The organism is Chitinophaga sp. CF418 (assembly GCF_900142925.1).
Taxonomy (GTDB): Bacteria; Bacteroidota; Bacteroidia; order Chitinophagales; family Chitinophagaceae; genus Chitinophaga.
The window spans coordinates 69,090-94,797 of sequence record NZ_FRCN01000013.1 but is presented as its reverse complement, the minus strand read 5'-3'; the positions used below and the strand labels follow the sequence as shown (position 1 = coordinate 94,797).

The window sequence follows — 25,708 nt, the reverse complement described above, 5'->3', positions numbered from 1 at the left end:
TAGCAAACGTGATGTGGATATACAAAAACACCTTTTCAGTTGGGGGACTAGAAAATATCGGGTATGCACCAGGACAAGACAAATTGATAGTTTTGTCAAATCAAGGGCGAGGAATATTCGACTGTATTAAAGGAGAGAAAATCGCGCGGCAACATAATGATTCTGATTGGTGGGAATACTTCAATCAAACAACAAATTCAATTGCCGGTTTTGATATTTTGGATCAAATTGAGATTTCCACTTGTGGGCTTTATGGTCAGGACCATTTGCGAAAAATTACCGATGATGGATGGGCGCTTACAATATCAAAGCCAGAACCCGACGACACACCATTTGAAGAATACCTGGTGCAAAGAATTTATTTAGTATCTCCGGACAAGAAGGAAACAATTTTTGTCACCAAAGACGGACCTTGTGAATTAAGGGCATTTGGATTTTCTGACACTGGAAAATCCTTCATTGTTGCATTAAGTTGTGACCTGACTATCTATAGCAGAGAATAGCTGCAAGGGCAGGATTTCTACTTGCCCTATGCTCTAATGAGGAAAACTCATTCGTTAACCGGAAGCTCACAGTCCCCTCAAGATCCGGTAGAGATAGTGTAGAAAGGGATTGTCCCTTTCAGGAATTAAAAGCAACTTCAGCAATATAAGGATTAAACTAGCATATAGCTTTCATGTGAGTTGCATATGGCTTGCATCTTCCTCCGTTCTTCCTCCGTTCTTCCTCCGTTTTTCCTCCGTTTTTAACGTAAGAAGAACGGAGGAATATGCAAGTCATATGCAACTCATATGCTAGTTTGATCTCAATTTGGTTCCTCATACAGATTCGTTTGAGATTCTGATACTTAGTCAGAACCATTGCAAGCCAACAATACGCTACCTTACAATACACATCTTAACAAAAAACCGCCTCATTTTCATGAGACGGTTTCATTAGGTGGTTGGCAAAATATTGCTCGTGATCTGTTATTGTTTTACAACTTTACGCGTAATAGCTTTTTCTCCATAAGTCAGTTTCACGGTATACACGCCCTTAGGCAGATGCTGGCCTGCGAAGCTGCTGTTGTACTGTCCTGCGTCCAGACGGCCACGTTTCAGCACAGCTACCTGTTTACCATTGATGTCGTATACTGCCAGTACTACATCAGCTGGTTTCTCCAGGAAGAAGCTGACAGTGCTGTTATCACCAAATGGGTTAGGATAGCTGGTCAGGGAAGTGGTCAGTTTAACCGGCTCCTGCAGCGGTTTTACTGCTGCCAGTTTTGCTGCGGATGTTGTGGAACTGATCACCAGTTGCGGTGCGGTCAGACCTGCTTCTTTTGAGCGCCATACAATGCGCGGATCAGCAACGGTGCCGCTCAGCAGGGCCAGGGAAATACCGTTACGGCCAGCAGCTTTTTCGCTCTGTACATAACTGGTGATATCCCATGAATAGTACCTGCCGGTGGAGTCGGTCAATGTTGTTGTCTGTAATGCAGATGTACCTGCAGCAGGCTTGTTGTTCCATGTCAGTGCTGATTCTGTCCAGGTGGTATTGCCTACAGCGTATACGCCTACAGGAATATTGGACACACGGTTATCTTCAATCCTGCCAAATACTTTCAGTACTGCAGAAGAGATGTTGCTTACGCTGCTTACATCGAAACGCAGATAGGTCTGACGGTCGTAACCCGGTGAGGTAGCCACGTTCAGCTTGGATGACAACACTGCAGGATCAGTAGTACCGTAAGTAGTAGCTGCATAATCACCATTCCTTACATAAGCATCCTGTAAAGGAGCCAGGGTAGTCTGCGTTGAAGAAGATGAAGTAACGATCCTTACTTCAGTCAGACTGTTCCAGGCATTTACAGTGTTACCGTGACACAATATCCTTACATGTTTAGCACTGCGTGCAGAGAAGGTGAATGTTTCCAGTGCAGTTGAAGTGCCGCTGCTGTGAAGGCCTGTGGCAGCTGATGACCAGCTGCTGCCATCGGTGCTGGTTAAGATATCGAAGTTTGTTTGTCTTTGTGTACCGCTGTAGAATGCGATATCAACACGTGAAACGGTAGTGGTGGTTTCCAGGCAGAACTGTATCCACTGGCCATCGCCTTCGGCAGACCAACGAGTGTTGTAATCATTGTCCTGTACATTGGCTGGTACGTTGCCATCATTAGCACTGGCTGATACCGGTACGCACACGTTACCGCCCGGGAAATCATCCGCAGGATTCAGCATACGCTCGCGGACCCACGCGCCTGCTGGTTTTAACCTGGCAGTAGTCCAGGGGCCATTAGAGCAGGTGCCGGTTACCCATACGGCGCCGGAACGAAAGTCGTCGGAGTAATTCCAGTTGGTCCAGCTGATCTTTTTGTTGCGCATCAGATCGATGTATTGCTGCGCCATAGCGAAGTCATTCGCACCATCGCCACTCGCTTCCTGTGTACCGAACTCAGTGACGAATACAGGCAGTCTGTCAGACGCTGTGTTCAGCTGGTTCAGGTATTCTGTACGGTGTTCCTTGGCGTAGAAATGGAACGTATACATCACGTTAGGATACTGCAGCGGATTGTTGAGGATATCCTGCAGGGAACCATCGCCGGAAAGGCCCATAGTGGACCATCCATGGGTGCCTACAAGGATAACGGCATCGTTATCAATGGCACGGATAAACGGGATCATCTGGTCTGCATAGGTTTTGATCTTTGCCCAGGTAGCACCTGAGTTGGGCTCATTACAGATGTCGTAAATGATGTTGTTTTTGTTCTTGTGTGCGTTGGCAATAGCCGAGAAAAAGGTTTTCGCTCTGGAAAGGTTGTAGTTTGGATCGCCCGGCGTCAGCTGATGCCAGTCAACAAGCGCATACATGCCACGTGCAGTAGCTTCTTCGATAAGGCGGTTCACCTGTGTGGTGAAACCTGCAGGGTCGGTTTCATAACCACCTTCCTGTACATAAAGGGAAATACGCAGTACGTCTGCGCCCCAGTCATTGGCAAGGGCATCGAGAGAGGCTGCTGTTAAACAGCTTCCCCAGCCATACCACTGGATACCATGTGTGCTCATGCCTCTGAGCTGGATGGGATTGCCGTACTGGTTGCATAGTTTGGTACCGATCACCTGGAGCTGACCATTTCTGGCTACCGGTGTCTGTGCGTGGCTCTGTGACCATATGCCTGTCAGGCATAACAGCAACGCCGCAAGTTTGAAAGAAAGGCGTCTTCCATTCTTTTTCATTTGGATAGTTGTTTTGAGGGTGAGAAAATAAAAAGGTGATATGTTGATTTTGTAATGGTTACATAGGCAGATAATGATATGGTTATGCCATAGGTTAATGCTACAGGTTATAAATGCTACTAGTCGCTATAGGTTGTTTAATTCGCTTGCCGCAATATAGGTACAAATTTTAAATACGAGCTAATTTTAAGTAACAATACTACCTTTACAGTATATGAAGAAGCCAGAGTTTTACCGGCAGCCCGTTGCATGGACGGGAAGGATAGATGGTACGGATGAAGAATTATTGCGCTGGCATCAGCGTGTAACTACTGTGAATTTACTCACGGGCACATTGCCGGCATTAAAGCCCCATCAACAGGGCATTGCATTCCTGGGGTTTGCATGTGATGAAGGCGTACGCCGCAATAAAGGGCGTGTAGGCGCTGTAGAGGGGCCTGCAGCATTGAGACGTACATGCAGCAATTTTCCTGTACACTTTGATAGCGAGCTGGTTTTGGCGGATGTGGGTGATATTATATGCAAAGACAATCAGCTGGAAGAAGCGCAGGCCGCATTGGCAGATACTGTGCTGACTATACGTAAATCAGGTTACCTGCCTGTATTACTGGGTGGTGGTCATGAGATCACTTACGGCCATGCACAGGGCATTTATCAGCATCTTAAGCAACGTAAGCGGAGTGAGAAACTGGGGCTGGTGAATATCGATGCGCATTTTGATCTGCGTATACCCGGGCAGGAGGGAAGCACTTCCGGTACCGGATTCTGGCAACTGGCGCAGGACTGTAAACTGGATGGTGTTCCCTTTTATTACCTGGCCCTGGGCGTACAGGCCAACAGTAATACGCAGCAGCTATTCCGTATAGCGGGCGACCTGGATGTACAGTATGTGGACGCAGACGCTTTCCATCTGCAGGATAAAGTGCTGTTACAGGCTGCTATAAGCCAGTTTCTGAGAGATGTGGACTATTTATACCTGACAGTGGATTTAGACGTTTTTTCGGCCTCTTTTGCCCCAGGTGTGAGCGCTGTTGCCTACAATGGTATCCGTCCTGATGGTTTGTTCCTGGAATGTTACCGCAGCATCCTGCAAAGTGGTAAGCTGGCAGGTATCGATATTGCTGAACTGAACCCCTCCCTGGATATCGATAATCATACTGCAAAACTGGGCGCCTCTCTCTTGTTTGAGATGGTCAGTAACCTGCATTATCACTAAAATTGTTAGAGTCGCTTTATAGCTGCAAAATAGTATCAGTATCCCCCGGCAAGACTTGCGTAGTTCCCGCAAATATTGCCGGGGGATGCTGTTTTTTAGAGAGCTAACCCCGATCAGAATACGATCGTCTTGTTGCCATGAATGATGATCCTGTCTTCAACATGCGCTACCACTGCTCTTGTCAGCACCTGTCTTTCTATATCACGGCCCAGCGCCACAAGATCACTCACATCATGCCTGTGACTTACACGGGCCACATCCTGGTCAATGATGGGCCCCTCGTCCAGGTCGTTGGTTACATAGTGCGCTGTAGCACCTATCAGCTTAACGCCGCGTGTATAGGCATTCTTATAGGGATTGGCGCCTGCAAATGCCGGCAGGAAGGAGTGATGTATATTGATGATCTTCCCTGGGAATACCCCCACAAAACCGGGGGATAAGATCTGCATATAACGCGCCAGTACTGTGAAATCGGCTTTTGCCTCCTGTATCAGCCGGATGGCTTCCTGCTCCTTTTCTACTTTGGTGGCAGGTGTAACCGGCAGATAGTGGAATGGGATACCGAAATCTTCCGTCAGCTCTCTCAGCTCTTCATGGTTGGAGATCACGAGTGGAATATCCACCGGCAATTCCCCGCTGCGCCAGCGCCAGAGCAACTCCATGAGGCAATGGTCGTAACGGGATACCATGATAGCCATTTTTTTACGATGGAAGGTATAGTTGATATGCCAGTCCATCTTCAATGGCCCGGCTACTTTTTCCTGAAATTGTTTTTCCAGTTGTTCACTTGTAATGCCGGTATTTTCCAGGTGGAATTCCATGCGCATGAAAAATACCCCTTCTTTAGGGTCGGTACTGTGCTGACTCGCATCCAGGATGTTCGCGCCACAGGTATAAAGGAACTGTGATACGCCGGCAACGATGCCGGGCCGGTCCGGACAGCAGATCAGTAGCCTGCCGGTAATATCGCTCTGCATAAAATCGAAAATATATTCTCAGTAAAATACTAAATGTTATTTTACTTTTGGCCCAATTTTGAAGCATGAAGAAGATAGGATTGATGTCAGACACGCATAGTTACCTCCATCCGGACGTGTTCAGATACTTTGATAAGGTTGATGAGATCTGGCACGCGGGAGATATCGGTAACACTGAGCTGGCGGATAAACTGGAGGCTTTCAAGCCCTTCCGTGCTGTATATGGGAATATAGATGGGGCCGATTTGCGGGTGCGGTATCCATTACATCTGCATTTCGAACTGGAGCAGGTAAAGGTTTACATCACACATATAGGTGGTTATCCGGGGAAATATGCCCCCGGCGTAAAGGATGAACTGCTGAAAAACGCGCCCAAGCTGTTTATCTGCGGTCATTCCCATATCCTGAAAGTAATGCCTGATCCGGCTTTGAAGCTGCTGCATATCAATCCGGGAGCCTGTGGTATACAGGGATGGCATAAGGTTAAAACATTGTTACGCTTTGAATTGTCAGATGGAAATATTAGCCAACTTGAAGTAATTGAGTTGCCAAAATAGAGGGGAAGTAATACGTGAATACCATTACAATTGTTAGGATAATGCAAAAATGGCTTGTGCTGTTATCGGGATGCCTTTTTTTATGTCTGGCTACTTCAGCACAGAAAACTTCACTGTTCAAAAAAGTGGGGAGCTGGCTGGACGCAGGAAATGATTCAAATTACATCGAGGAGCATACGAAGGATCTCACTGTCCGCGTGTTCGGTTCCCGCAAATACAACTATTACGATATCGTAGATAACAAGATCGTGGGCGACGGGATTGTGGACAATGGTATTGTTTCAAATACAAAAAGCTCCCAGGAAGTACTGTACAGGCCAAATACGCCTTTTAACGTCGGCTTTGGCTTTAACTACCGCTTTATAGGTATTAATGTCGCTTTTAACCTTCCTTTTATCAACAAGGAAAAGGGAGACTATGGCATAACAAAAGTACTGGACCTGCAAACGCATATTTACTCCCGTAAACTGGTGGTAGACTTTTATGGGCAGGTGTACAGGGGATATTACATTGCCAATACAAGAAGGCTGTTCAGCAACCTGGGATCGGGGAATGTGGAAATGATCCGGCCGGATGCCCGGAATGTGAATGTGGGCCTGGATGTGCAGTATGTTTTCAATGCCAAACGTTTCTCTTACCGGGCGGCTTACCTGCAGAATGATTACCAGAAGAAGAGTGCAGGATCCTTCCTGATAGGAGGGGGCCTATTTGGGATGAGAATGAAAGGAGATTCAGGATTGATCCCTTCCTATCTTGAGAAAGCCGGGTTCTTCAATGGAGAGAATTTTCACAGGACAAGGGTATTCAGTGCGGCTGCCAACGTGGGTTATGCGCATACTTTTGTTTATAATAAACACTGGTTTGCCACGCTTTCCCTGACTGGTAGCTTAGGGGCAAACTATACTACATTGAACACAATGAAAGATGGTGACCTGAAAAGGGTAGGTTTACAACTGAATAATAATATTCGTGTTTCCATAGGGTATAATTCCGGACGGTATTATGCCGGTATCCATTATGTGGATCTGACCACCAGAAGCCAGTCGCCCGTACCTGATACCTACCAGACCATGGGTGCAGGCAATTTCCGCATCAGCTTTGCGAGAAGGTTTACCTTGAAGAAACAGTTGTTTTAAGGGCTAAAGTTTTTAGCTTTCCTGTATATCAGCAAGCCGTGTTGGCCTGACTGCTGAATCATTTCCGGTAATCAATCCGATGCTTTCTGCGCTGCATATCTGTAAGTAGCCTGGTCATACTGCCGGATTATTCTCAATCCAAAATCTTCAACTCTTGCTGCATATTCTGCCGGGCTAAAGCTTCGCGTTCTTCTCTGAACAGACTTGTTTTATAAATAGCCGGAAGTCCCAGGAAATGAGCTAATACCTTCTTTCTGCCGGGTTTATATAACATGTCGGGATAAATGCTGTATTCCTTCCTGATCTGCTGCGCATAGGCGATATAATCCGCCGCGGGTGCGCTTAATATAGACAGGTCAAAGTCCAGGAAATAATCCAGGTCGGTATTGTGACTGGTATTCAGATGTGTTTTTGTAGCCCGGATGAACTCCATCACCTGCTCGGTGCGTTCAGCCGGATAGCTGGTCTGCTGCAGGAAAGCGGCGGCAGCCAGCGCACTCTGTTCTTCATTGTCAGAATGTTTTACATCATAGATGATATCGTGGAAGAAGATGGCCAGTGACAGTCTTTCGTTGTCGGCAATGCGGTCTGCATATATTTGCTGCAACTTCAGTAATGCCTGCAGGTGGTGCAGGTCATGATAATGCCGGTGTGATTCGGTGTAGTGACTGATTATCAGCCGGAAGCCTTCTCCGATTATGGCCTGATCTTGTGTGTATGGTTGCAGCAGTTGCTGCCAGGTGGTATGCAGTGTTTCGGTCAGCATAGGATTAAAGTTAAAATAAAAATCCCGCCTACTGGATGCAGGCGGGATCTCTTTATCATTCATAGCCGGAGGCTATTTTGCTTTTGCTTTTGCAAACTGTGCACGGATCACGTTCAGTGCTCCACCTGCTTTGAACCACTCGATCTGTTGTTCATTGTAGGTGTGGTTAACCAGGATTTCGTCCTTGCTACCGTCTTTGTGGTTAGCCACAACAGTCAGTTGTTTGCCAGGCGCGAAAGTGGTCAGGCCAATGATATCGAAGGTATCATCTTCCTGGATCTTTTCGTAATCTTCCTTATTAGCAAAGGTCAGACCAAGCATACCTTGCTTTTTCAGGTTAGTTTCGTGGATACGTGCAAAAGATTTAACCAGGATAGCGCGAACACCCAGGTGACGAGGTTCCATTGCAGCGTGTTCACGGCTTGAACCTTCACCATAGTTTTCATCACCTACTACTACAGAGCCGATGTTGGCAGCTTTGTAAGCGCGCTGTACAACAGGTACGCCTGCGTATTCACCGGACAACTGGTTCTTTACAGCATCAGATTTGTCGTTGAATGCATTGATAGCACCAATCAGCATGTTGTTGGAGATGTTATCGAGGTGACCGCGGTATTTTAACCATGGACCAGCCATAGAGATGTGGTCAGTAGTACATTTGCCTTTAGCTTTGATCAGCAGTTTCAGGCCTTTCAGGTCAGTACCTTCCCAGGCAGCAAATGGCGCCAGCAGTTGCAGACGGTCGCTGGTTGGAGATACGATTACCTGAACGCCGCTACCGTCAGCTGCAGGAGCCTGATAACCAGGATCGTCCACAGCGAAACCTTTAGCAGGCAGTTCGAAGCCGGTAGGCTCGTCGAGCATTACTTCCTTACCATCTCTGGTTTTCAGTTTGTCTGTCAGCGGATTGAAGGTCAGATCACCTGCAATAGCGAAGGCAGTTACGATTTCCGGAGATGCAACGAAAGCGTGTGTAGCAGCCAGACCATCATTCCTCTTAGCGAAGTTACGGTTGAAGGAAGTGATGATGGAGTTTTTACGATTAGGATCGTCGATGTGACGCGCCCACTGACCGATACAAGGACCGCAGGCGTTAGCCAGTACAACACCGCCAATCTGGTCGAAAGTATTTAACAGGCCGTCTCTTTCGATGGTATAACGTACCAGTTCAGAGCCCGGAGTGATAGTATATTCAGCTTTAACGTCGAGGTTCTTGTCAACCGCCTGTTTCGCCAGGGAAGCAGCACGGGAGATATCTTCGTAGGAAGAGTTGGTGCAGGAACCGATCAGGGCAACTTCCAGCTTTTCAGGCCAGTTGTTTTCTTTTACAGCCTGTGCGAATTTGGAAATAGGCCATGCCAGGTCCGGAGTGAAAGGACCGTTCACGTGTGGTTCCAGTTCGTTCAGGTTGATCTCGATCACCTGATCATAGTATTTGGAAGGATCTGCGTATACTTCGGTATCCGGACGCAGGTGATCTTTCACACCGTCAGCCAGGGCTGCGATATCTGCACGCTCAGTTGCGCTCAGGTAAGCAGACATTTTGGTATCGTAAGCAAATACGGAGCAGGTAGCACCTATTTCCGCACCCATGTTACAGATAGTACCTTTACCGGTAGCGCTCAGGTTATCAGCGCCTTCACCGAAATATTCAACGATGCAACCGGTACCACCTTTAACGGTCAGTACACCAGCTACTTTCAGAATTACGTCTTTAGGGGAGGACCAGCCGCTCAGTTTACCTGTCAGTTTTACACCGATCAGTTTTGGCATTTTCAGTTCCCATGGCAGACCTGCCATTACATCTACTGCGTCAGCACCGCCAACACCGATAGCCAGCATACCCAGACCACCTGCGTTAGGAGTGTGAGAGTCAGTACCGATCATCAGACCGCCCGGGAAAGCATAGTTTTCCAGTACAACCTGGTGAATGATACCAGCACCTGGTTTCCAGAAACCGATGCCATATTTATTGGAGATAGAAGACAGGAATTCGTATACTTCCTTATTGGTGTCCACAGCTGTCGCCAGGTCTTCCGTGGCGCCAGTTTTGGCTTGAATGAGGTGATCACAGTGTACGGTAGAAGGAACAGCTACTTTATCGCGTCCGCAGGTCATGAACTGTAACAGGGCCATCTGAGCGGTGGCATCCTGCATTGCTACGCGATCGGGTGCAAACTCCACATAAGACTTTCCACGCTCATAAGCCGCGGTGGTAGGTGCATATAAGTGAGCATACAAAATCTTTTCTGAGAGTGTGAGCGGGCGTCCCAGCAGTTTACGGGTAGCTTCCACTTTACCCGGCAGTGCCGCATACACTTTTTTAATCATTTCAATATCAAACACCATGGAAAAAAATTATTTAAGACCGGTTAGAAAATGCACCGCGAAATTAATTAAATTCAACAAGTTTTTAAAAGATATGTAGACGATTGTCTATAAATGATAAGCCTGGAAAATAGCCGGTTACCCTGCCGGCCCACTGTATGAAATGCCGCTAAATCACTGCCAGCTTACTATCAGCTATTTATAGGTATGGAAATCAGACTTGTTTTTAACCTGGGATTGTAATAAATTTGATATATGAATAGATTTAAAGACTTCGTGGAATGGCAGGCCTTTGGGGTTTGTACAGCTATCGGCAATAAGCTGGGTATAGCCACCTCCCGTATTCGTCTGTTTTTCATCTATACCTCCTTTATCACCATGGGCTCCCCGCTCATCGTTTATATGATCATGGCCTTCTGGGTAAATATGAAGAATTATATCCTGAACGCCCGCAGAAACCCCCTCAGATACCTTTAACAGATTCAGCATCATTTTTGATATATAGTCATTTAAAAAGAATGACTGGTAAACTAATCCCTGATAACAGGGATATTTTGTATTAGGATTCATTTATATATTCGTGTCACGATAAGGATAAGGAAGTAAAATTTTAACCAATACACATACAAAATGAGAATGCCTTCATGGAAACACCTGGCAAATGGTGTGCTGCTTTTATCTACCGCGTTATTTATGGCTGCATGTTCGAAAAACGATAACGATGGCAAATCGAGAATTCAGGTCGCACTTACCGATGATCCAGGAGATTTTAAAGCTGTTTACATTGATGTTCAGGAAGTAAATGTCAACTACAACGATAGTGATGACAATGGTTGGCAGACATTGCCTGGCATGAAAAAGGGACGCTACAACCTACTTACACTCGTTAATGACAAAGACACTGTACTGGCAGATGCTGAAATAGCATCCGGTACAATTAAAGAAATCAGGCTCGTACTGGGTGATGACAACTGGGTGGTAACTAACGCAGGTGACTCTATCAAACTGCAAACACCCAGCGGACAGTCTTCAGGTGTGAAACTGAAGATCAACATGCCCGTATCTGAAGGGGTTCTTTACAAACTGCTGCTCGATTTCGACGTAGCGAAATCCATTCATGAAGCAGGAAGTGCCGGTAAGTATATACTAAAACCGGTTATCAGAACTGTCCTCGAAGCACAGGGCGGTAGTATCAAGGGTGTTGTATTGCCAGCAGTAGTACCTTCTGCCGTACTGGTACTGAGCGGTACTGATACCGTTGCCAGCACTTATTCCGGTGTTGGTGGCGCTTATCTGCTGAAAGGTATTGCAGCCGGTAGCTATACCCTGCATTACATTTCTGTTGATTCTACCCTGGTACCTGCTACCAAACAGGGCGTAGTGGTAGAAACTGGTAAAGTAACAACCGTAGATACCCTGACATTGCAGGACTAAGCTTGTCAATTACAGTTTGCAAACAACATCAATAAAAAAAATCCATCCGCATGCAGCCGGATGGATTTTTTTTATTGCAATATGCTTAATCCAGGTGGAAATTTGTCATTGCTTGGTAGTGGTTCTGCAACTGGTTCACAGTAATAGAACCTTTGATTTCCCGGTGTTCGTCCCGGTAATCGAGGCGTGTAGCCGGCATCCCATCTGCCAATGTATGCAGCTTCACTGAGAATGGCCCGCGTACATAAATTACCCCATCGCCATTAAGAGAGAGGGCCTCGTCTTTTTTAAATTTGAGTCTGAGTAACTGATCTTCATTCAGTGGAATGGGGTAGAGGTCTTTCAGGTCGTACCAGAACTCCTGTTCTCCGGTAAGTACACAGATCTGTTTGTCCTCACGGTTAACTTCCAATACCTGACCTTCCACAGTGTTTCCTTCGTACTGCACCAATACTATATCTCCTGCTTTTACATCTTGTAAATTGATCATGGTGAATAAAATTTTGGGTGTTTGTATTAAGAGTTATAATCTGCAAAGAGCGGTCTAGTCTTATCCTAAGATAAGCATAAGATAAGAAATAGTCCATAGACGCCGGATATTTTCCTGTCTTCTGTTCTAATACAAAAGGCAGGCCATCCGGCTTCCATGGACTATCAAATATTATCGTTTATAAATATCTGGCTATAAACGCGTTACCATCTCTATACTGTTATAAAACACGTGACCCCGCATTATCTCACCACTTCACGAATCCTTACCAGTTGTTCCAGCAGGCCTTCCAGCAGGTCGAGATGCAGCATGTTGGCGCCGTCTGATTTAGCTTTGGACGGGTCCGGATGGGTTTCAATGAACAAACCATCAGCTCCCGTTGCAATCGCAGCTTTGGCGATAGTACCGATCAGTTTTGGATTACCGCCGGTAACGCCACTGGTCTGGTTAGGTTGCTGCAGGGAGTGGGTACAGTCCATGATCACAGGTACGCCATGTTCCTTCATAATAGGAATATTGCGGTAGTCTACCACCAGGTCCTGGTAACCGAAGGTGGTTCCACGCTCGGTCAGCCATACTTTATCGTTACCGCCCTGTTTTACTTTTTCTACGGCAAATTTCATCGCCTCGCCACTTACAAACTGTCCTTTCTTCACATTGACGAATTTACCGGTTTCCGCTGCTGCCAGCAGGATATCGGTCTGGCGGCACAGGAATGCCGGGATCTGCAATACATCCACATAAGCGGCTGCCATGGCTGCTTCTGCAGCAGAGTGAATGTCAGTGGTAACAGGCAGGTTGAATGTTTCTCCTGTTTTCTGCAGAAGATCCAGGCCTTCCACGTCACCCACGCCACTGAAAGAGTTGATGCTGGTACGGTTCGCTTTACGATAAGATGCTTTGAAAATATATGGAATGTTCAGGCGTTTACAGATACCTGATACCTTTTCAGCTACATGCATCAGCAGCGCTTCATCTTCTACTACGCAAGGCCCGGCTATCAGAAAGAAATTATCTGGGTTATATTGATCCTTAAAAATTGACTTCAGGTGTGTTTGTGCTGACATGATTTTTGTATTTGAGAGTGCAAAGTTATGCTATTCTGGGGGATTACTTTCCAGCAGCGGGAACTGCTGCGACTCGCTTAATTGTCATAATATTGTAATTCGATGCCGTGGGACGTTCACTGGGCTTGCATCTGTTCCAATGGGAATCCGGGGATTGTTACCGCATTGTCATGCCTGAGGTTGTCCGTTCTGAATTATTGCGGAAGCTGTTAATATTACGCCTGAATTTTAAGTCATTCATTCGAGATAGCATGAAGAAAGATAAAATATTGGTAATCGGCGCCTGCGGGCAGATTGGTGTTGAACTTACACTGGCATTAAGGAAGATGTACGGAGACGCCAATGTGGTTGCTTCCGATCTGCGTGAAGAGCACGATCTGCTCAAAGGAACAGGTCCTTATGTATCCCTGGATGTCATGAATAAAGAGATGCTGCACGTGTTGATTATCCGTCATAACATCACCCAGGTCTACCTGCTGGCGGCTATCCTTTCTGCTACCGGTGAAAAGAACCCGCTGCTGGCATGGCATATCAATATGCAAAGCCTGCTGAATGTGCTGGATATCGCGAAAGAAGAAAATATCGACAAAGTCTACTGGCCAAGCTCCATTGCGGTATTCGGGCATGATTCCCCTAAGGAGTCTACTCCGCAGCATACCATTATCGAGCCCACCACGATTTATGGTATCAGTAAGTTTGCGGGTGAACGCTGGTGCGAATATTACAGCCACCGTTATGGCCTGGATGTACGCAGCCTGCGCTATCCTGGTCTGATCAGTTACAAATCAGCTCCGGGTGGTGGTACAACAGATTATGCTATTGAGATCTTCCATGAAGCATTGGAAGAAAAGAAATATACCTGCTTCCTCTCTGAAGGCACTTATCTGCCAATGATGTATATGCCGGATGCTATCCGCGCTACCATTGAGCTGATGGAAGCCGATAAAGCAAAGATCAAAGTGCGCTCTTCCTACAACCTGGGCGCTATGAGCTTTTCTCCCAAAGAGATAGCTGCGGAGATCAAAAAACATATCCCGGAATTCACTATCAGTTATGAACCAGATTACCGTCAACAGATAGCCGACGGATGGCCTAAGAGCATAGATGATGACCAGGCCTGCCAGGACTGGGGTTGGAAACCGGAATTTAATCTGGAGAAGATGACAGCAGATATGCTGAAGAACCTCACAAAATAAGCAGGCAATGCCCTGGCTTCAGGCAACATTATTTTTGTATATGAAGCCGGAGAACGGGAATATCCGGGTAATAACCGACGGAATATATCTTCAAAAAAAATGACGAATGCAACAATGCATTCGTCATTTTTTTTGAAACGCTTATAATTTACTAATCCACAAACCCAACCGCTACGGTTGAATTACTGAATTCGTCGATCAGGATAAACGCGCCATTGGCAGGGTTAGTATCATAACTATCTGCAAATACCGGCTGTGCGGTCTTCAGGGTAATTTTACCAATATCATTCAGGCCCAGCTCTTTCTTATCCTCCAGGATCTTATTGGAAGTTACATCGATCACATATTGTATCACCTGCACCTTTGCTTTCACGCGGTTAATACCATGCTGCAGCAGGTAAGCTTTACCCGGTACAAGTTTCTGCTGATCCATCCAGCACACTTGTGCAGAGATCTCTCTCAGCAGGGCAGGGGCATTCTCAGGTTTGGAGAACATGCTGCCACGGCTGGTATCAATCTCGTCTTCCAGTGTGATCACTACGCTCTGGCGTGCTTCTGCAGTGGTGAGCGGTGTTTCGAACTGTTCGATGGTTTTAATCTTGCTTTTCTGCTGGGAGGGGAGGGAGATGATCTCATCACCTACATTGAAATGGCCGCTCACCACTTTACCGGCAAAACCACGAAAGTCGTGATAAGCCTCTGTTTTCGGACGGATCACTGACTGTACTTTGAAGCGGGACGGATGACTGTTATCCGCATGATCAAACGTGATCTGCTCCAGGTATTCCAGCAGTGAATCGCCGTTATACCAGCTGATCTTTTCAGAGCGGGCGGCCACGTTCTCACCATAGAGAGAAGAGATCGGAATGAATTTAATAGAAGGCGCTTTGAATGTCGCACTGGCAATCAGCGCCTGGAATTCTTCCACGATCTGATTAAAGCGTGCCTCGCTATATTCCACCAGGTCCATTTTGTTGACGCATACCACTAGGTATGGTATACGCAGCAGGCTGGCGATAAAGAAGTGACGGTAAGTCTGTTCTACGATACCTTTACGGGCATCGATCAGTATCAGGGATACCTGTGCATTGGATGCACCGGTCACCATGTTACGGGTATATTCGATATGTCCGGGAGTATCGGCAATGATGTATTTACGGGTAGGGGTAGAAAAGTAAATGTGTGCCACGTCAATGGTGATACCTTGTTCACGTTCAGCTACCAGGCCGTCTGTCAGCAGTGACAGGTCTGTAAAATCAAGTCCCTTACGTTTGCTGGCAGCGTGCAATGCTTCCATTTTATCCTGTGGAATAGAATGTGTATCATAAAGCAGCCTGCCTATCAGGGTGCTTTTCCCATCATCTACACTGCCGGAAGTGGTTATACGTAAAACCTCCATGTTATATTTTTTAAGTGGCGGAAAAGGCTTGTTGTCCGCGACGATTTTATACTAATTGATTGAATCCTGTAACCAGAAAAGAAAGTGACAATTGCCGGCGATCATTAAAAGTAACCAGCCTGTTTTCTTTTCTCCATTGCTGCTTCAGAGCGTTTATCATCGATACGGGCGCCTCTTTCAGATATTTTGGCTTCCAGTATTTCACCGATGATATCTTCCAGTTTATCAGCTTCTGAGATCACTGCAGCGGTACAGGTCATATCACCAACGGTACGGAAGCGTACTTTCTGGCGGAAAGGCACTTCTTCCTCGGTGGTATTGAGGAAAGGAGAGTAAGGCCAGTACATGCCATCGCGCTCGATGATCTCTCTTTCGTGGGAGAAATAGATAGATGGGATCTGCAGGTTTTCCCGGCGGATATAGTTCCATACGTCCAGTTCTGTCCAGTTGGAGATAGGGAATACCCTTACGTTCTCACCCAGGTGTATTTTACCATTGAGCATATCGAATAGTTCAGGGCGTTGCATTTTAGCGTTCCACTGACCGAATTCATCTCTTACAGAGAAGATCCTTTCTTTCGCACGTGCTTTCTCTTCGTCGCGGCGGGCGCCGCCGATGCAGGCATCGAATTTCAGTTCTTCGATAGCATCCAGGAGGGTTACGGTCTGCAGGGCGTTTCTGCTGGCGTATTTACCAGTTTCTTCCTGTACTTTACCCTGGTCGATACTGTCCTGTACATTTCTCACAATAAGATCAAGACCCAGTGATTCCACCAGCCAGTCACGGAACTGGATGGTTTCGGGGAAGTTATGTCCGGTGTCTATATGCAGTAACGGGAAAGGAACTTTACCCGGATAGAATGCTTTCTGTGCCAGTCGCACGATAGTGATAGAATCCTTACCACCTGAGAACAGGATGGCGGGGCGCTCAAACTGTGCAGCTGTTTCACGTAAAATATAGATGGCCTCATCTTCCAATGCCTGCGGAAACTCCCACTGTATTTTATTGGTCATAAGTCTTTATTTAGATGTCCCTGTGGACCAGTTTATCAATTTAATCAGATCTTTTGTAATTATCCGTGCAATCCGCACTCTTTCTTGGATAGCTCCCACCACCATCTGCCGGCGCGGGGATGTTCTCCCGGTTCAATTGCGCGTGTACATGGAGCACAACCGATGGAGATAAAGCCTTTATCGTGCAATTTATTGTACGGTACGTTCTTCTCCTTCAGATAATTGATCATTTCGTCGTGGGTCCAGTTAATGAGCGGATTGTATTTATATAGTTGTCTGGCTTCGTCCCACTCAATGGCGTGTAATGACTGGCGGTTTTCGGACTGTTCAGCGCGAAGACCGGTGATCCATACTTTCACACCCTGGAGGGCGCGGTTCAGCGGGACAACTTTGCGGATGTTACAACATTCTTTGCGGTTTTCTACAGATTCGTAGAAGCTATTTGGGCCTTTTTCCGCGAGTAGTTTTTCTACTGAGGCGGTTTCAGGGAAATAGACTTCAAAGTTTTTCTTGTAGCGGGCGCGGGTGAGGTCCATCAGGTCGTAAGTTTCCTGGAACAGACGTCCAGTGTCAAGGGTGAATACCCTGATCGGCAAGTTGGCGCGCCAGATCATGTCGGCAATCACCTGATCTTCCTGTCCAAATGAGGTGGAAAAGGCCACCGCTCCGGGGAATTGTGCTGCCAGATACTGCATGGCAGCGATTGGATCTAGTCCTTCCAGTGCTGTACTGATATTATCCATGTGAATCTCTCAATAAGCTGACACCCATCGATAGATGTCAGTAATACTTCCTTTAGTTTAAATTGGCAGTTTCTGCTGTCTACAAAAATACATAAACTCTATAAAAAGGATAGACTTTTTTTAGTCACAGAGCTAGTAGGTGATTATCAATTGTTTGTGGGTCTTGCTATTGGTGGAGTTTGTTGGTGTGTTTTGGAAACCGTTGAGGATCGGTCCTTCCCTTATAAAACAAAAAGCCGGAGATCAACCCCGGCTTTCAAAAAAGCTTATAATATTGAAACATTCCTCGTCAATATATCCTTCAGCGTTTTATTCTCAAGGATCTTCAGCGTCGCATCCCGTACCTTACTCATGACATCATTCAACCCACACACTGCTTCATCCCGGCAATTCTCACATCTTTCATAGTAATTGAGACTCACACAGGGAAGCAGCGCAATCGCCCCATCCAGCAGGCGGATAATCCTCGCTAAAGGTATCTCTTTCGGAGCCTTCAGCAGGTAGTAGCCACCACCTTTACCTTTCTTACTTCCCAGGATACCGGCATTCTTCAATTCCAACAGGATGTTCTCCAGGAATTTGATAGAGATGTTCTTCTCGTGGGCAATTTCAGAGATGAGAATGGGACCCTTATCTGCATTTTCTGCCAGGTGTATGAGCGCGTGAAAAGCGTATTGCGTTTTTTTAGACAACATATCGATTGATTTGCATCCCTCCCAGATGTTCTTGTTACTACAAAGATAACAGCTTTTTACGTCTTACAGGCTCAGTACATCTTTCATACTGAAGATGCCTGTTTTTCCCTTCAGCCATTCCGCAGCAATCACAGCGCCGGAAGCGAATCCTTCGCGGGAATGGGCGGTATGGGTGATGGTAATATCGTCTATAGCGGAGGTATAGGTAATACTGTGGGTACCGGGAGCCGGATCTATGCGTTTGGAAACGATGGAGAGCTGTTCTGGCCTGGAGGTCTCATCATTCACCCATTCCTGCTTGCGACGTACTTTCTCCATCAGCTGCTCGGCCAGGGTAATGGCGGTACCACTCGGCGCATCCCGTTTCTGGGTGTGGTGGATCTCCTCCATTTTTACCTCGTACTGAGGCTGATTCGCCATTAATTCCGCCAGGCGTTTGTTGATCTCGAAGAAGATATTCACGCCCACGCTGAAGTTACTGGCATAAAGGAATGCCTGATGCTGTTCCAGGCACAAAGATTTTACAGTAGGGAGCTGTTCCAGCCAACCAGTACTGCCACAAACGACAGGAACATTGGCGGCGAAACACTTCAATATATTATTATAGGCGGTTTCCGGACCGGTAAATTCGATAGCAACATCTGCCTTGCTGAGTTCTTCCTTTTCCAGCAGGTGCTGACTGCTCAGGTCAATACGGTGAACGATCTCATGTCCTTTAGCTACGGCGATGGCCTCAATTGCCTTTCCCATTTTCCCGTAACCGATAAGCGCTATTTTCATAATATATTGAGTTAGATACTATTAGTAGAAATTAGTAAAAGGGGAGAAGTTACCACTTGTTGCCAAGGGCGATCGAATTGCTGTATTTCTTTTTACCGCCACCTATGGAGAAACGCAGACTGAGCCCAAGTGCCTGATTATTAATAACAGTTGGTACGATCTTCATACTCAGGTCATCCGACATGTTGAAGTCCTTCAAATGGGCAAACACAGTAGCATCCACAATATTCAGTCCATAGGCAAGCACAAATACGAGCACGGAGTAGTCCACATATTCCCGGTAAGCGTCCCGTAGGTATTTCAGGCCATTGTCACTGTACAACCCAACATAGTCATCCACAGTATCAGCATTACCGTCCATACGGATACGATAGGCGTTCCGGAAGGTACGGTAGTTGTCCATGTTGATAATAAAAGTACCGGTAGTGATGCCGAGGGCGGCATAAACCAGGGGGATCTTCCAGTACTGCCTGTTGTAGGCCTGTCCGAGGCCCGGCAGTACGGCGGAGTAAAAAGCTGCCTTCCGCGGACTATGAGGAGTGGGAGGGGCAGGTTTTACAGAATCTCTTTTGATAAAAAGTTCAGTACTGTCTTTCCGGTTGTCTGGCTGCTGTGTGCGCAGGTAAGCAGCCTTGGTGCTGTCCTGGGCCAGCAGGGTAGCGGGCAGACAAACAAATACCGGTAGTACCAGTAAACAAAGACGTAGTAAATAAGAAAATGTATTCCCGGACTGTTTAGCCACCGTATAAGTCTATTTTTTCTAATATGCTATCGAGCTCCTCGTCAGAGTAAAACTCGATGGTAACGCTACCTTTGCCATTCTTGCTTCTGTCCAGTTTCACTTTTGTGGCAAAATGACTTGCCAGGTTATCTTCTATCTTCTGATAGGCCGGTGGTAGTGAGATTTTTCCAGCCTTTTTCACATTGCCCTTGTCAATGTGGGAGGTTTTACGCACCAGGTCTTCTGTTTGACGTACGGAGAGCCCGTTCTGCATGATCTCATTGAAAACGAAGAGCTGTTTCTCTATATTTTCCACGGCGATCAATGCTCTGGCATGTCCCATGCTTATTTGTCCATTGCGGACAGCTACCTGGATATCAGGCGGCAGTTTAAGCAGGCGTATATAGTTGGTAACGGTACTTCTTTCTTTACCCATGCGGTCAGCCACCTGCTCCTGGGTGAGTACACACTCTTCCATCAGGCGTTTGTAGCTCAGGCCGATTTCTATGGCGTTCAGATTTTCCCGCTGTAAGTTTTCCAGCAGGGCCAGTTCCAGCAGTTCCTGGTCGTTCGCCTGGCGGATATAGGCCGGAATATCTTTCAGACCTGCCATCCGGCTGGCGCGTAAACGCCTTTCACCTGCTATCAGCTGGTATTTGTTAGGGCCCACCCTGGACACGGTAATAGGTTGTATTACATCGTGCAGTGAGATGGACATACTTAATTCCTGTAAAGCTTTCTCGTCAAAGTCCCGGCGTGGCTGCTTAGGATTCACATCCACCTGATCGAGCGGGATACGCTCAATACCGGTAGCTCTTGCCACGACTTGTTCTCCCAGAACGCTGGTAGTCTGTTTCAGGTCGGTATCAATATTTTGCAGCAGCGAGCGGATACCTTTACCCAGCGCCTCTTTCTTATTAGGATTCCCCTTACTCTGATTGCTCATTGTTAATTGCTAATATTTTATCTTCCAGGTTAATACGTGTAAAGTTATTCTTTTGCAGAATTTCTTTGGCCAGGTTGAGATAGTTGATCGCACCGGTACTGGCGGCATCGTACATGATCACGGATTTACCGAAGCTGGGCGCTTCACCCAGTTTGGTATTACGGTGGATGATCGTGTTGAATACGCTTTCCTCGAAGTGTTGTTTCACTTCATCCACTACCTGGTTGCTCAGGCGCAGACGGCCGTCGTACATGGTCATCAGGATACCCTCTATGGCCAGGTTGGTATTTAAACGGCTCTGAACGATCTTAATTGTATTTAACAACTTACCCAGACCTTCCAGTGCAAAAAACTCGCACTGTACCGGAATGATCACTGAGTCGGACGCCACCAGGGCGTTTACCGTGATCAGGCCCAGGGAAGGGGAGCAGTCAACTATAACAAAATCATAATCATCCTTTACGGCATCTATCACCTGCTTCATCACCTGCTCCCTGTTGGGATGGTTGATAAGCTCCAGCTCTGCACCTACCAGATCAATATGGGATGGCAGCACTTTCAGATTGGGTGTATCTGATTCCAGGATCACATCTTTGGCCTGCCCGTCATTAACCATACAGTCATATAAGCTCTGCTGTATATTACGCAGGTCAAAACCTAAACCGGTGGTACTGTTAGCCTGCGGATCCGCATCTACCAGCAATGTTTTATATTCCAGTACAGCCAGGCTGCTTGCCAGGTTAATAGCACTGGTAGTTTTTCCTACCCCACCTTTCTGATTAGCGATTGCAATTACTCTTGCCATTGTTGATTAGGTATTTCTTAGGTTTTACTATAGGATAATAAATAGGGCATGATTAGGAAGACTTCCGTCTCTTCACCATGTAACGGAATATGCGTTTTACTATAGATCGATACTGGTTCCTATTGCCGGCAGCAATAATTCCAGCCCTGCGGCTGAAAACTGTTGCTGCGTTTTCTCCTTATCTATCTTGATATACCCAAAGGTGTCGTAGTGTACGCCAATAATGCGCTTACAATCAACGAATCCTGCCGCTACAATCGCATCGTCAGCTCCCATGGTGAAATTATCTCCTATTGGTAAAATTGCAAAATCCAGTTTAGCATACCTGGGTATCAGCTGCATGTCCAGAGTCAGCGCTGTATCCCCCGCAAAATAGAAATTCCCCTCTTCCGTTGTGAATACGAAGCCCATCGGATTGCCCCCGTAAGAGCCGTCTGGCAGACCACTGGAATGGTGGGCCACCACACATTTCACTGTGCCAAAGTCGAAGTGCCATTTACCTCCTGTATTCAACGGGTGTACTTTCTCAATGCCCTGTCTGCCAGCCCATTCGGTTAGTTCAAAAGCACCTACAACAGTCGCATTTGTACGTTTTGCCAGTCCCACCAGGTCGGCCACATGGTCAGCATGACCGTGTGAACAGAATATATAGTCAGCTTCTATCTTGTTGATATCTATTTCCTTAGCCAGTTCGTTGTGTGTAATGAAAGGGTCAAAAACAATCTTCTTCCCCTTAATTTCGACCGCAAAACTGGAATGTCCGTAATAGGTGAAATTCATCCTGCAGGTGTCTATGTAAACAAAGTATATACCTATCCAAAGTGTACAAAAGTACAACGATTAGAGAATAATAAGGTCTACCCCGCTATTTATTTATTCACAGCTGGTACACATTTCAATTGTTAATTAACTCAAAATGAGATGTTTAATATTATTTGTTAAAGTAAATGCAAAATCTGCCTTCCGGTACAATATGTGGATGTGTAGTTCGTCATACCCATTATACCGCCCGCTGGTACCAAAAAAAAGGATAGGTCTGCCGAAGGGGTTATTTTTGTAAGGACAAATATTCTACATGCGTTCAGGATTCAACACGATAGTACTGTTAGTCATACTATTATTACTCGATCTTTATGTTTTTATGGCCATTAGGGCCATTTTTAATGGTTCATCAGCAAGAGTGCGTGGCTTCGTATTCGGTGGCTACTGGGGAATATCAGCCCTGGTAATATTGACTATCGCCCTCTTACCATACCTGAACTGGCAGGAATGGCCTGCCAATGCCCGCTCCTATGTACTTACTATCATATTCGGACTGGTCTTTGCCAAGATGCTGGCGGCTGTATTCCTGCTGCTCGACGATGCCCGCCGTGGTATTCAGTGGATCATCAGCCGGTTTTCTGCCGGTGGAGGAGATGCCGTAGCTACCAATGCCATCTCCCGTTCAAAATTCCTCTCCCAGATGGCCTTAGTACTGGGAGGTGGTATGTTTGCCACCCTCGTATACGGCCTCTCGAATAAATATAATTACCGGGTTCATAAAATGAAACTCGCTTTCAAAAACCTGCCACCGGCTTTTAAAGGACTCCGTATTGTACAAATATCTGATATTCATTCCGGTAGCCTGACCAATAAAGAGGCTGTAGTAAAAGGAGTGGAACTCATCAACGCACAAAAGGCTGACATTATACTCTTTACCGGCGACCTGGTGAATGACCGCGCCACAGAAATGGACAACCTGATGGAGGTCTTCAGCCAGGTTAAAGCTCCTATGGGGGTCTATTCGACCCTGGGCAACCACGACTATGGCGATTATTACGCCTGGCCCGACAGGGATGCCAATGGTTTCAGCGCACAACGGAATGAGAACCTGGAAAGACTGAAAGCGGTACATGGTGAGTTGGGCTGGAAATTGCTGATGAATGAACATGTTACCCTGGAGCGGGGCGGACAACAGATTGGTTTACTGGGAATTGAGAACTGGAGCTCCATGAGCCGCTTCCCCAAATACGGCGATATGAAAAAGGCGTACGCCGGCGCTGCACACCTGCCATTTAAGATCCTGATGTCTCATGACCCTACCCATTGGGATGCCCAGGTAAGGACAGAATATCCAGATATTGACCTTATGCTGGCAGGCCATACCCACGGTATGCAGTTCGGTGTGGAAATCCCTGGCTTCAAATGGAGCCCCGCCCGGTTTATCTATAAGGAATGGGCGGGTCTTTATAAAGAAGGAGATCAGCGCCTGTATGTGAACAGAGGATTCGGTTTCCTGGGGTATCCCGGCCGCGTGGGCATTCTGCCGGAAATCACTGTGATAGAGCTGACATAGTCTTGTCGGCTCTGGTTTCGCAGTCGACGACTTTCCGTCCTCATCCACCGACAAACGGCTATGGTCTATCGACTATTTATTCTATCTTGCAGCTGTAAAATGCTCCGTGCATGCGCTGCTGCTTTCTATTCTTATTTCTGTTATGTAGTAAGGCTGTCATGAGCCAGTCCCTTGCCGACTTGGAAAAACAACTGGATTCCCTGCTGAAAAAGAGGGAGAAAAGTGAGTTGATCCTGGGCGTCGGATATGGCAATAGCCCTGCTTATGGCAAAAAAACACAGACATATGAGACGCCGGTAGTCATGAAACCGTTCCTCTCCCCATCGGTTTCCTACTTTCATAAAACGGGATTGTACGCCAACGTAAGCAGCTATTACCTGTTTCAGTCCATCGGTAAACCCTGGTTTGAATGGGACCTTTCCGTGGGGTATGACTATTCAAAGAACCGGAAGTTCCTGACAGGCATTTCCTATACCAAATATATCTTCACCGATTCTGTTGATATCCCCATTACACCTATCAACAATGAATTATTTGCTTACTTCTATTACAGGGACTGGTGGGTGCAGCCCGGCATCAGCCTCGACCTGGGATGGGGCAACACACAAGAGAAGCTTGCAGGAGGCAGATTGAGCCGCAACATCTCCGGAAAGGATTTCAATATCGTTACAGCAGTACGTCACCCTTTTATCTTTGTCGATGTACTAAAGAATGATGACGCTATTTTACTGACCCCGTCTGTCGGGCTTACAATGGGAACTGCCAATTACTACAGCAATCTTAAATCATTCCAGTATATCTCCCGCTCCCCGAAATTACACTGGGAATGGAACGATGCCCCTCCGCCACCGGAAGATGTCCAGCGATCATTCCTGAATAGCAAGACTGCCACCGGCTTTGAAATGCGGGCGATTGACCTTACCGTCAATGCATCTTATATGCTCGGGAACTTTACGATCTCACCATCCTATACCATTTTCAAACCATTCCAGGGAGAAGAAAAACAACTCACCGGCTATTTTACCGCCAGGTTAGGGTATACTTTTAAATGATCCTCTACTGCATTTTTACTCACGTTACTGTTTTTTCTATTTTGTTATCCACACATTGCTAGTTGTTAATAATTGTAGCACACATTTTGCTATCTGTCAGATAGGGGTATGCTTTGTGAGGAACGTTATATTAATCAGACCTGAAAAACCTTTTAATCAATCGATAAAATCATCCTCTTCTGTTTAAAAACAACTATTATGAAAAAACTGTTTCTCGCGATCGCTGTACTCAGTGTGACTGCCGTTTCTACCGCAAATGCCCAGACCAAGTTCTTAAGATTCGGTCTTAAAGGAGGTGCGAATCTGGGTAAACTGGACGGTCAGGGTTACAAAGATGGCTTCAATCTCGGGTATCACCTGGGTGGTTTCGCACAGGTAAACCTGACAAAAGGCTTTGGTGTACAGGGTGAATTGATCTTTTCTTCCAGCACAGTAAAAACTACAAGTAATTTTGGTGAGGTCGTTGATCCTGAAAATCTGAACGATCCTTCTAACAACAACAAAAAGATAAAGCTGAACTACCTGAGCATTCCGCTGTTAGCGAATATCTCTTTGGGTAGCCCACGGGTTAAACTGCAGGTTGGTCCTCAGTTCAGCGCCCTGGTGAGCGACAAGAACGTATTCAAAGGTGCTGACGATGCCTTTAAAGGTGGTGATGTATCTGGTGTGGCCGGTTTATGGTTACAGCTGCCAATCATCAACATCAGTGCGCGTTACATCATTGGCTTCACTGACGTGAAAGGTGTAAACACTGTTACTGACAGAGGCAACTGGAAAAACCAGAGTATCCAGCTGGGTGTAGGTGTGACTTTATAAAAACAGCTTAAATGATATTGA

At 46.5% G+C, this 25,708-nt stretch carries 25 protein-coding genes; 10 read left to right on the top strand and 15 right to left on the bottom strand.

Features of this window, described 5'->3' with window-relative positions; translation table 11 throughout:
- Positions 1-8: 8 nt before the first annotated feature.
- Positions 9-503 (top strand): hypothetical protein, encoded by a 495-nt coding sequence (locus F3I09_RS25460; protein ID WP_149697876.1) that lies wholly within the window; start codon positions 9-11, stop codon positions 501-503.
- A gap of 465 nt (positions 504-968) precedes the next feature.
- Here F3I09_RS25460 and F3I09_RS25455 read toward each other — a convergent pair whose 3' ends face one another.
- Positions 969-3,215 carry a cellulase family glycosylhydrolase gene (locus tag F3I09_RS25455; protein WP_149697875.1) on the bottom strand — a complete coding sequence of 749 codons (2,247 nt, stop codon included), beginning with the start codon at positions 3,213-3,215 and terminating at the stop codon, positions 969-971.
- 214 nt (positions 3,216-3,429) lie between these two features.
- Between F3I09_RS25455 and hutG the strand changes: the two genes are divergently transcribed.
- Entirely contained in the window at positions 3,430-4,431 is a 1,002-nt protein-coding gene (hutG, locus tag F3I09_RS25450) for a formimidoylglutamase (RefSeq protein ID WP_149697874.1), read from the top strand.
- Positions 4,432-4,544: 113 nt separating this feature from the next.
- Here the strand turns inward: hutG and purU are convergent, their stop codons facing one another.
- Positions 4,545-5,408 (bottom strand): formyltetrahydrofolate deformylase, encoded by an 864-nt coding sequence (gene purU / locus F3I09_RS25445; protein WP_149697873.1) that lies wholly within the window; start codon positions 5,406-5,408, stop codon positions 4,545-4,547.
- 65 nt (positions 5,409-5,473) lie between these two features.
- Here purU and F3I09_RS25440 point away from each other — a divergent pair, with 65 nt between their 5' ends.
- Positions 5,474-5,965, top strand: coding sequence for a metallophosphoesterase (locus tag F3I09_RS25440; protein WP_149697872.1), 492 nt, complete (start codon positions 5,474-5,476; stop codon positions 5,963-5,965).
- Positions 5,966-6,006: 41 nt separating this feature from the next.
- On the top strand, positions 6,007-7,101 hold the full coding sequence (locus F3I09_RS25435; RefSeq protein ID WP_149697871.1) for a DUF4421 domain-containing protein: 1,095 nt from the start codon (positions 6,007-6,009) through the stop codon (positions 7,099-7,101).
- Positions 7,102-7,234: 133 nt separating this feature from the next.
- Here the strand turns inward: F3I09_RS25435 and F3I09_RS25430 are convergent, their stop codons facing one another.
- Complete coding sequence (locus F3I09_RS25430) at positions 7,235-7,930, bottom strand: hypothetical protein (protein ID WP_149697870.1); 696 nt, start codon at positions 7,928-7,930, stop codon at positions 7,235-7,237.
- 9 nt (positions 7,931-7,939) lie between these two features.
- Positions 7,940-10,216, bottom strand: a complete 2,277-nt coding sequence (locus F3I09_RS25425; RefSeq protein ID WP_149697869.1) for an aconitate hydratase — start codon at positions 10,214-10,216, stop codon at positions 7,940-7,942.
- A 234-nt stretch (positions 10,217-10,450) separates the two neighbouring features.
- Between F3I09_RS25425 and F3I09_RS25420 the strand changes: the two genes are divergently transcribed.
- A complete protein-coding gene (locus tag F3I09_RS25420) occupies positions 10,451-10,672 on the top strand; it encodes a PspC domain-containing protein (protein ID WP_089832467.1) in 222 nt (73 codons plus the stop codon).
- A gap of 153 nt (positions 10,673-10,825) precedes the next feature.
- Positions 10,826-11,629: a DUF4382 domain-containing protein gene (locus tag F3I09_RS25415; protein WP_223233385.1), complete on the top strand. Its 804-nt coding sequence runs from the start codon at positions 10,826-10,828 to the stop codon at positions 11,627-11,629.
- Positions 11,630-11,714: 85 nt separating this feature from the next.
- Here F3I09_RS25415 and F3I09_RS25410 read toward each other — a convergent pair whose 3' ends face one another.
- Both F3I09_RS25410 and kdsA read right to left on the bottom strand, forming a co-directional pair.
- Positions 11,715-12,119, bottom strand: coding sequence for a hypothetical protein (locus F3I09_RS25410; protein ID WP_149697868.1), 405 nt, complete (start codon positions 12,117-12,119; stop codon positions 11,715-11,717).
- 242 nt (positions 12,120-12,361) lie between these two features.
- Entirely contained in the window at positions 12,362-13,186 is an 825-nt protein-coding gene (gene kdsA / locus F3I09_RS25405; RefSeq protein WP_149697867.1) for a 3-deoxy-8-phosphooctulonate synthase, read from the bottom strand.
- Between the two features lie 251 nt (positions 13,187-13,437).
- On the opposite strand from kdsA, the gene F3I09_RS25400 reads away from it, so the two are divergent.
- Positions 13,438-14,382, top strand: coding sequence for an NAD-dependent epimerase/dehydratase family protein (locus tag F3I09_RS25400; protein WP_149697866.1), 945 nt, complete (start codon positions 13,438-13,440; stop codon positions 14,380-14,382).
- 151 nt (positions 14,383-14,533) lie between these two features.
- On the opposite strand, the gene F3I09_RS25395 is transcribed toward F3I09_RS25400, so the two are convergent.
- The 9 genes from F3I09_RS25395 to F3I09_RS25355 all read right to left on the bottom strand — a co-directional run bounded on the left by F3I09_RS25395 (position 14,534) and on the right by F3I09_RS25355 (position 22,264).
- Positions 14,534-15,781, bottom strand: coding sequence for a sulfate adenylyltransferase subunit 1 (locus tag F3I09_RS25395; RefSeq protein ID WP_149697865.1), 1,248 nt, complete (start codon positions 15,779-15,781; stop codon positions 14,534-14,536).
- 104 nt (positions 15,782-15,885) lie between these two features.
- Positions 15,886-16,794, bottom strand: coding sequence for a sulfate adenylyltransferase subunit CysD (gene cysD / locus F3I09_RS25390; RefSeq protein WP_089832479.1), 909 nt, complete (start codon positions 16,792-16,794; stop codon positions 15,886-15,888).
- Between the two features lie 59 nt (positions 16,795-16,853).
- Positions 16,854-17,537: a phosphoadenylyl-sulfate reductase gene (locus tag F3I09_RS25385; protein WP_149697864.1), complete on the bottom strand. Its 684-nt coding sequence runs from the start codon at positions 17,535-17,537 to the stop codon at positions 16,854-16,856.
- A gap of 266 nt (positions 17,538-17,803) precedes the next feature.
- Positions 17,804-18,232 (bottom strand): Rrf2 family transcriptional regulator, encoded by a 429-nt coding sequence (locus F3I09_RS25380; protein ID WP_149697863.1) that lies wholly within the window; start codon positions 18,230-18,232, stop codon positions 17,804-17,806.
- Between the two features lie 63 nt (positions 18,233-18,295).
- On the bottom strand, positions 18,296-19,012 hold the full coding sequence (gene dapB, locus F3I09_RS25375) for a 4-hydroxy-tetrahydrodipicolinate reductase (protein WP_149697862.1): 717 nt from the start codon (positions 19,010-19,012) through the stop codon (positions 18,296-18,298).
- A 49-nt stretch (positions 19,013-19,061) separates the two neighbouring features.
- Positions 19,062-19,754, bottom strand: coding sequence for a DUF5683 domain-containing protein (locus F3I09_RS25370; RefSeq protein WP_149697861.1), 693 nt, complete (start codon positions 19,752-19,754; stop codon positions 19,062-19,064).
- A complete protein-coding gene (locus F3I09_RS25365; protein ID WP_149697860.1) occupies positions 19,747-20,679 on the bottom strand; it encodes a ParB/RepB/Spo0J family partition protein in 933 nt (310 codons plus the stop codon). Before F3I09_RS25365 ends, F3I09_RS25370 begins: the two co-directional genes overlap by 8 nt.
- Complete coding sequence (locus F3I09_RS25360) at positions 20,663-21,484, bottom strand: ParA family protein (RefSeq protein ID WP_106603209.1); 822 nt, start codon at positions 21,482-21,484, stop codon at positions 20,663-20,665. Before F3I09_RS25360 ends, F3I09_RS25365 begins: the two co-directional genes overlap by 17 nt.
- Positions 21,485-21,583: 99 nt before the next feature.
- Positions 21,584-22,264: a metal-dependent hydrolase gene (locus F3I09_RS25355; RefSeq protein ID WP_149697859.1), complete on the bottom strand. Its 681-nt coding sequence runs from the start codon at positions 22,262-22,264 to the stop codon at positions 21,584-21,586.
- Positions 22,265-22,559: 295 nt separating this feature from the next.
- Here F3I09_RS25355 and F3I09_RS25350 point away from each other — a divergent pair, with 295 nt between their 5' ends.
- From F3I09_RS25350 to F3I09_RS25340, 3 genes are all read left to right on the top strand, one after another.
- Positions 22,560-23,819, top strand: coding sequence for a metallophosphoesterase (locus tag F3I09_RS25350; RefSeq protein ID WP_149697858.1), 1,260 nt, complete (start codon positions 22,560-22,562; stop codon positions 23,817-23,819).
- A gap of 158 nt (positions 23,820-23,977) precedes the next feature.
- Entirely contained in the window at positions 23,978-24,871 is an 894-nt protein-coding gene (locus F3I09_RS25345) for a hypothetical protein (protein WP_149697857.1), read from the top strand.
- Positions 24,872-25,069: 198 nt separating this feature from the next.
- Entirely contained in the window at positions 25,070-25,687 is a 618-nt protein-coding gene (locus tag F3I09_RS25340; protein ID WP_149697856.1) for a porin family protein, read from the top strand.
- Positions 25,688-25,708: the final 21 nt, after the last annotated feature.

Excerpts from the sequence above, each read along its gene's own strand:
- F3I09_RS25340 (WP_149697856.1), top strand. The coding sequence starts at position 25,070 with ATGAAAAAACTGTTTCTCGCGATCGCTGTACTCAGTGTGACTGCCGTT.
- cysD (WP_089832479.1), bottom strand. The coding sequence starts at position 16,794 with ATGACCAATAAAATACAGTGGGAGTTTCCGCAGGCATTGGAAGATGAG.
- F3I09_RS25385 (WP_149697864.1), bottom strand. The coding sequence starts at position 17,537 with ATGGATAATATCAGTACAGCACTGGAAGGACTAGATCCAATCGCTGCC.
- F3I09_RS25430 (WP_149697870.1), bottom strand. The coding sequence starts at position 7,930 with ATGAATGATAAAGAGATCCCGCCTGCATCCAGTAGGCGGGATTTTTAT.
- F3I09_RS25420 (WP_089832467.1), top strand. The coding sequence starts at position 10,451 with ATGAATAGATTTAAAGACTTCGTGGAATGGCAGGCCTTTGGGGTTTGT.
- dapB (WP_149697862.1), bottom strand. The coding sequence starts at position 19,012 with ATGAAAATAGCGCTTATCGGTTACGGGAAAATGGGAAAGGCAATTGAG.
- F3I09_RS25410 (WP_149697868.1), bottom strand. The coding sequence starts at position 12,119 with ATGATCAATTTACAAGATGTAAAAGCAGGAGATATAGTATTGGTGCAG.
- F3I09_RS25435 (WP_149697871.1), top strand. The coding sequence starts at position 6,007 with ATGCAAAAATGGCTTGTGCTGTTATCGGGATGCCTTTTTTTATGTCTG.
- F3I09_RS25425 (WP_149697869.1), bottom strand. The coding sequence starts at position 10,216 with ATGGTGTTTGATATTGAAATGATTAAAAAAGTGTATGCGGCACTGCCG.
- F3I09_RS25350 (WP_149697858.1), top strand. The coding sequence starts at position 22,560 with ATGCGTTCAGGATTCAACACGATAGTACTGTTAGTCATACTATTATTA.
- F3I09_RS25360 (WP_106603209.1), bottom strand. The coding sequence starts at position 21,484 with ATGGCAAGAGTAATTGCAATCGCTAATCAGAAAGGTGGGGTAGGAAAA.
- F3I09_RS25440 (WP_149697872.1), top strand. The coding sequence starts at position 5,474 with ATGAAGAAGATAGGATTGATGTCAGACACGCATAGTTACCTCCATCCG.
- F3I09_RS25415 (WP_223233385.1), top strand. The coding sequence starts at position 10,826 with ATGAGAATGCCTTCATGGAAACACCTGGCAAATGGTGTGCTGCTTTTA.
- kdsA (WP_149697867.1), bottom strand. The coding sequence starts at position 13,186 with ATGTCAGCACAAACACACCTGAAGTCAATTTTTAAGGATCAATATAAC.
- purU (WP_149697873.1), bottom strand. The coding sequence starts at position 5,408 with ATGCAGAGCGATATTACCGGCAGGCTACTGATCTGCTGTCCGGACCGG.
- F3I09_RS25400 (WP_149697866.1), top strand. The coding sequence starts at position 13,438 with ATGAAGAAAGATAAAATATTGGTAATCGGCGCCTGCGGGCAGATTGGT.
- F3I09_RS25345 (WP_149697857.1), top strand. The coding sequence starts at position 23,978 with ATGAGCCAGTCCCTTGCCGACTTGGAAAAACAACTGGATTCCCTGCTG.
- F3I09_RS25380 (WP_149697863.1), bottom strand. The coding sequence starts at position 18,232 with ATGTTGTCTAAAAAAACGCAATACGCTTTTCACGCGCTCATACACCTG.
- F3I09_RS25365 (WP_149697860.1), bottom strand. The coding sequence starts at position 20,679 with ATGAGCAATCAGAGTAAGGGGAATCCTAATAAGAAAGAGGCGCTGGGT.
- hutG (WP_149697874.1), top strand. The coding sequence starts at position 3,430 with ATGAAGAAGCCAGAGTTTTACCGGCAGCCCGTTGCATGGACGGGAAGG.
- F3I09_RS25355 (WP_149697859.1), bottom strand. The coding sequence starts at position 22,264 with ATGAATTTCACCTATTACGGACATTCCAGTTTTGCGGTCGAAATTAAG.
- F3I09_RS25395 (WP_149697865.1), bottom strand. The coding sequence starts at position 15,781 with ATGGAGGTTTTACGTATAACCACTTCCGGCAGTGTAGATGATGGGAAA.
- F3I09_RS25455 (WP_149697875.1), bottom strand. The coding sequence starts at position 3,215 with ATGAAAAAGAATGGAAGACGCCTTTCTTTCAAACTTGCGGCGTTGCTG.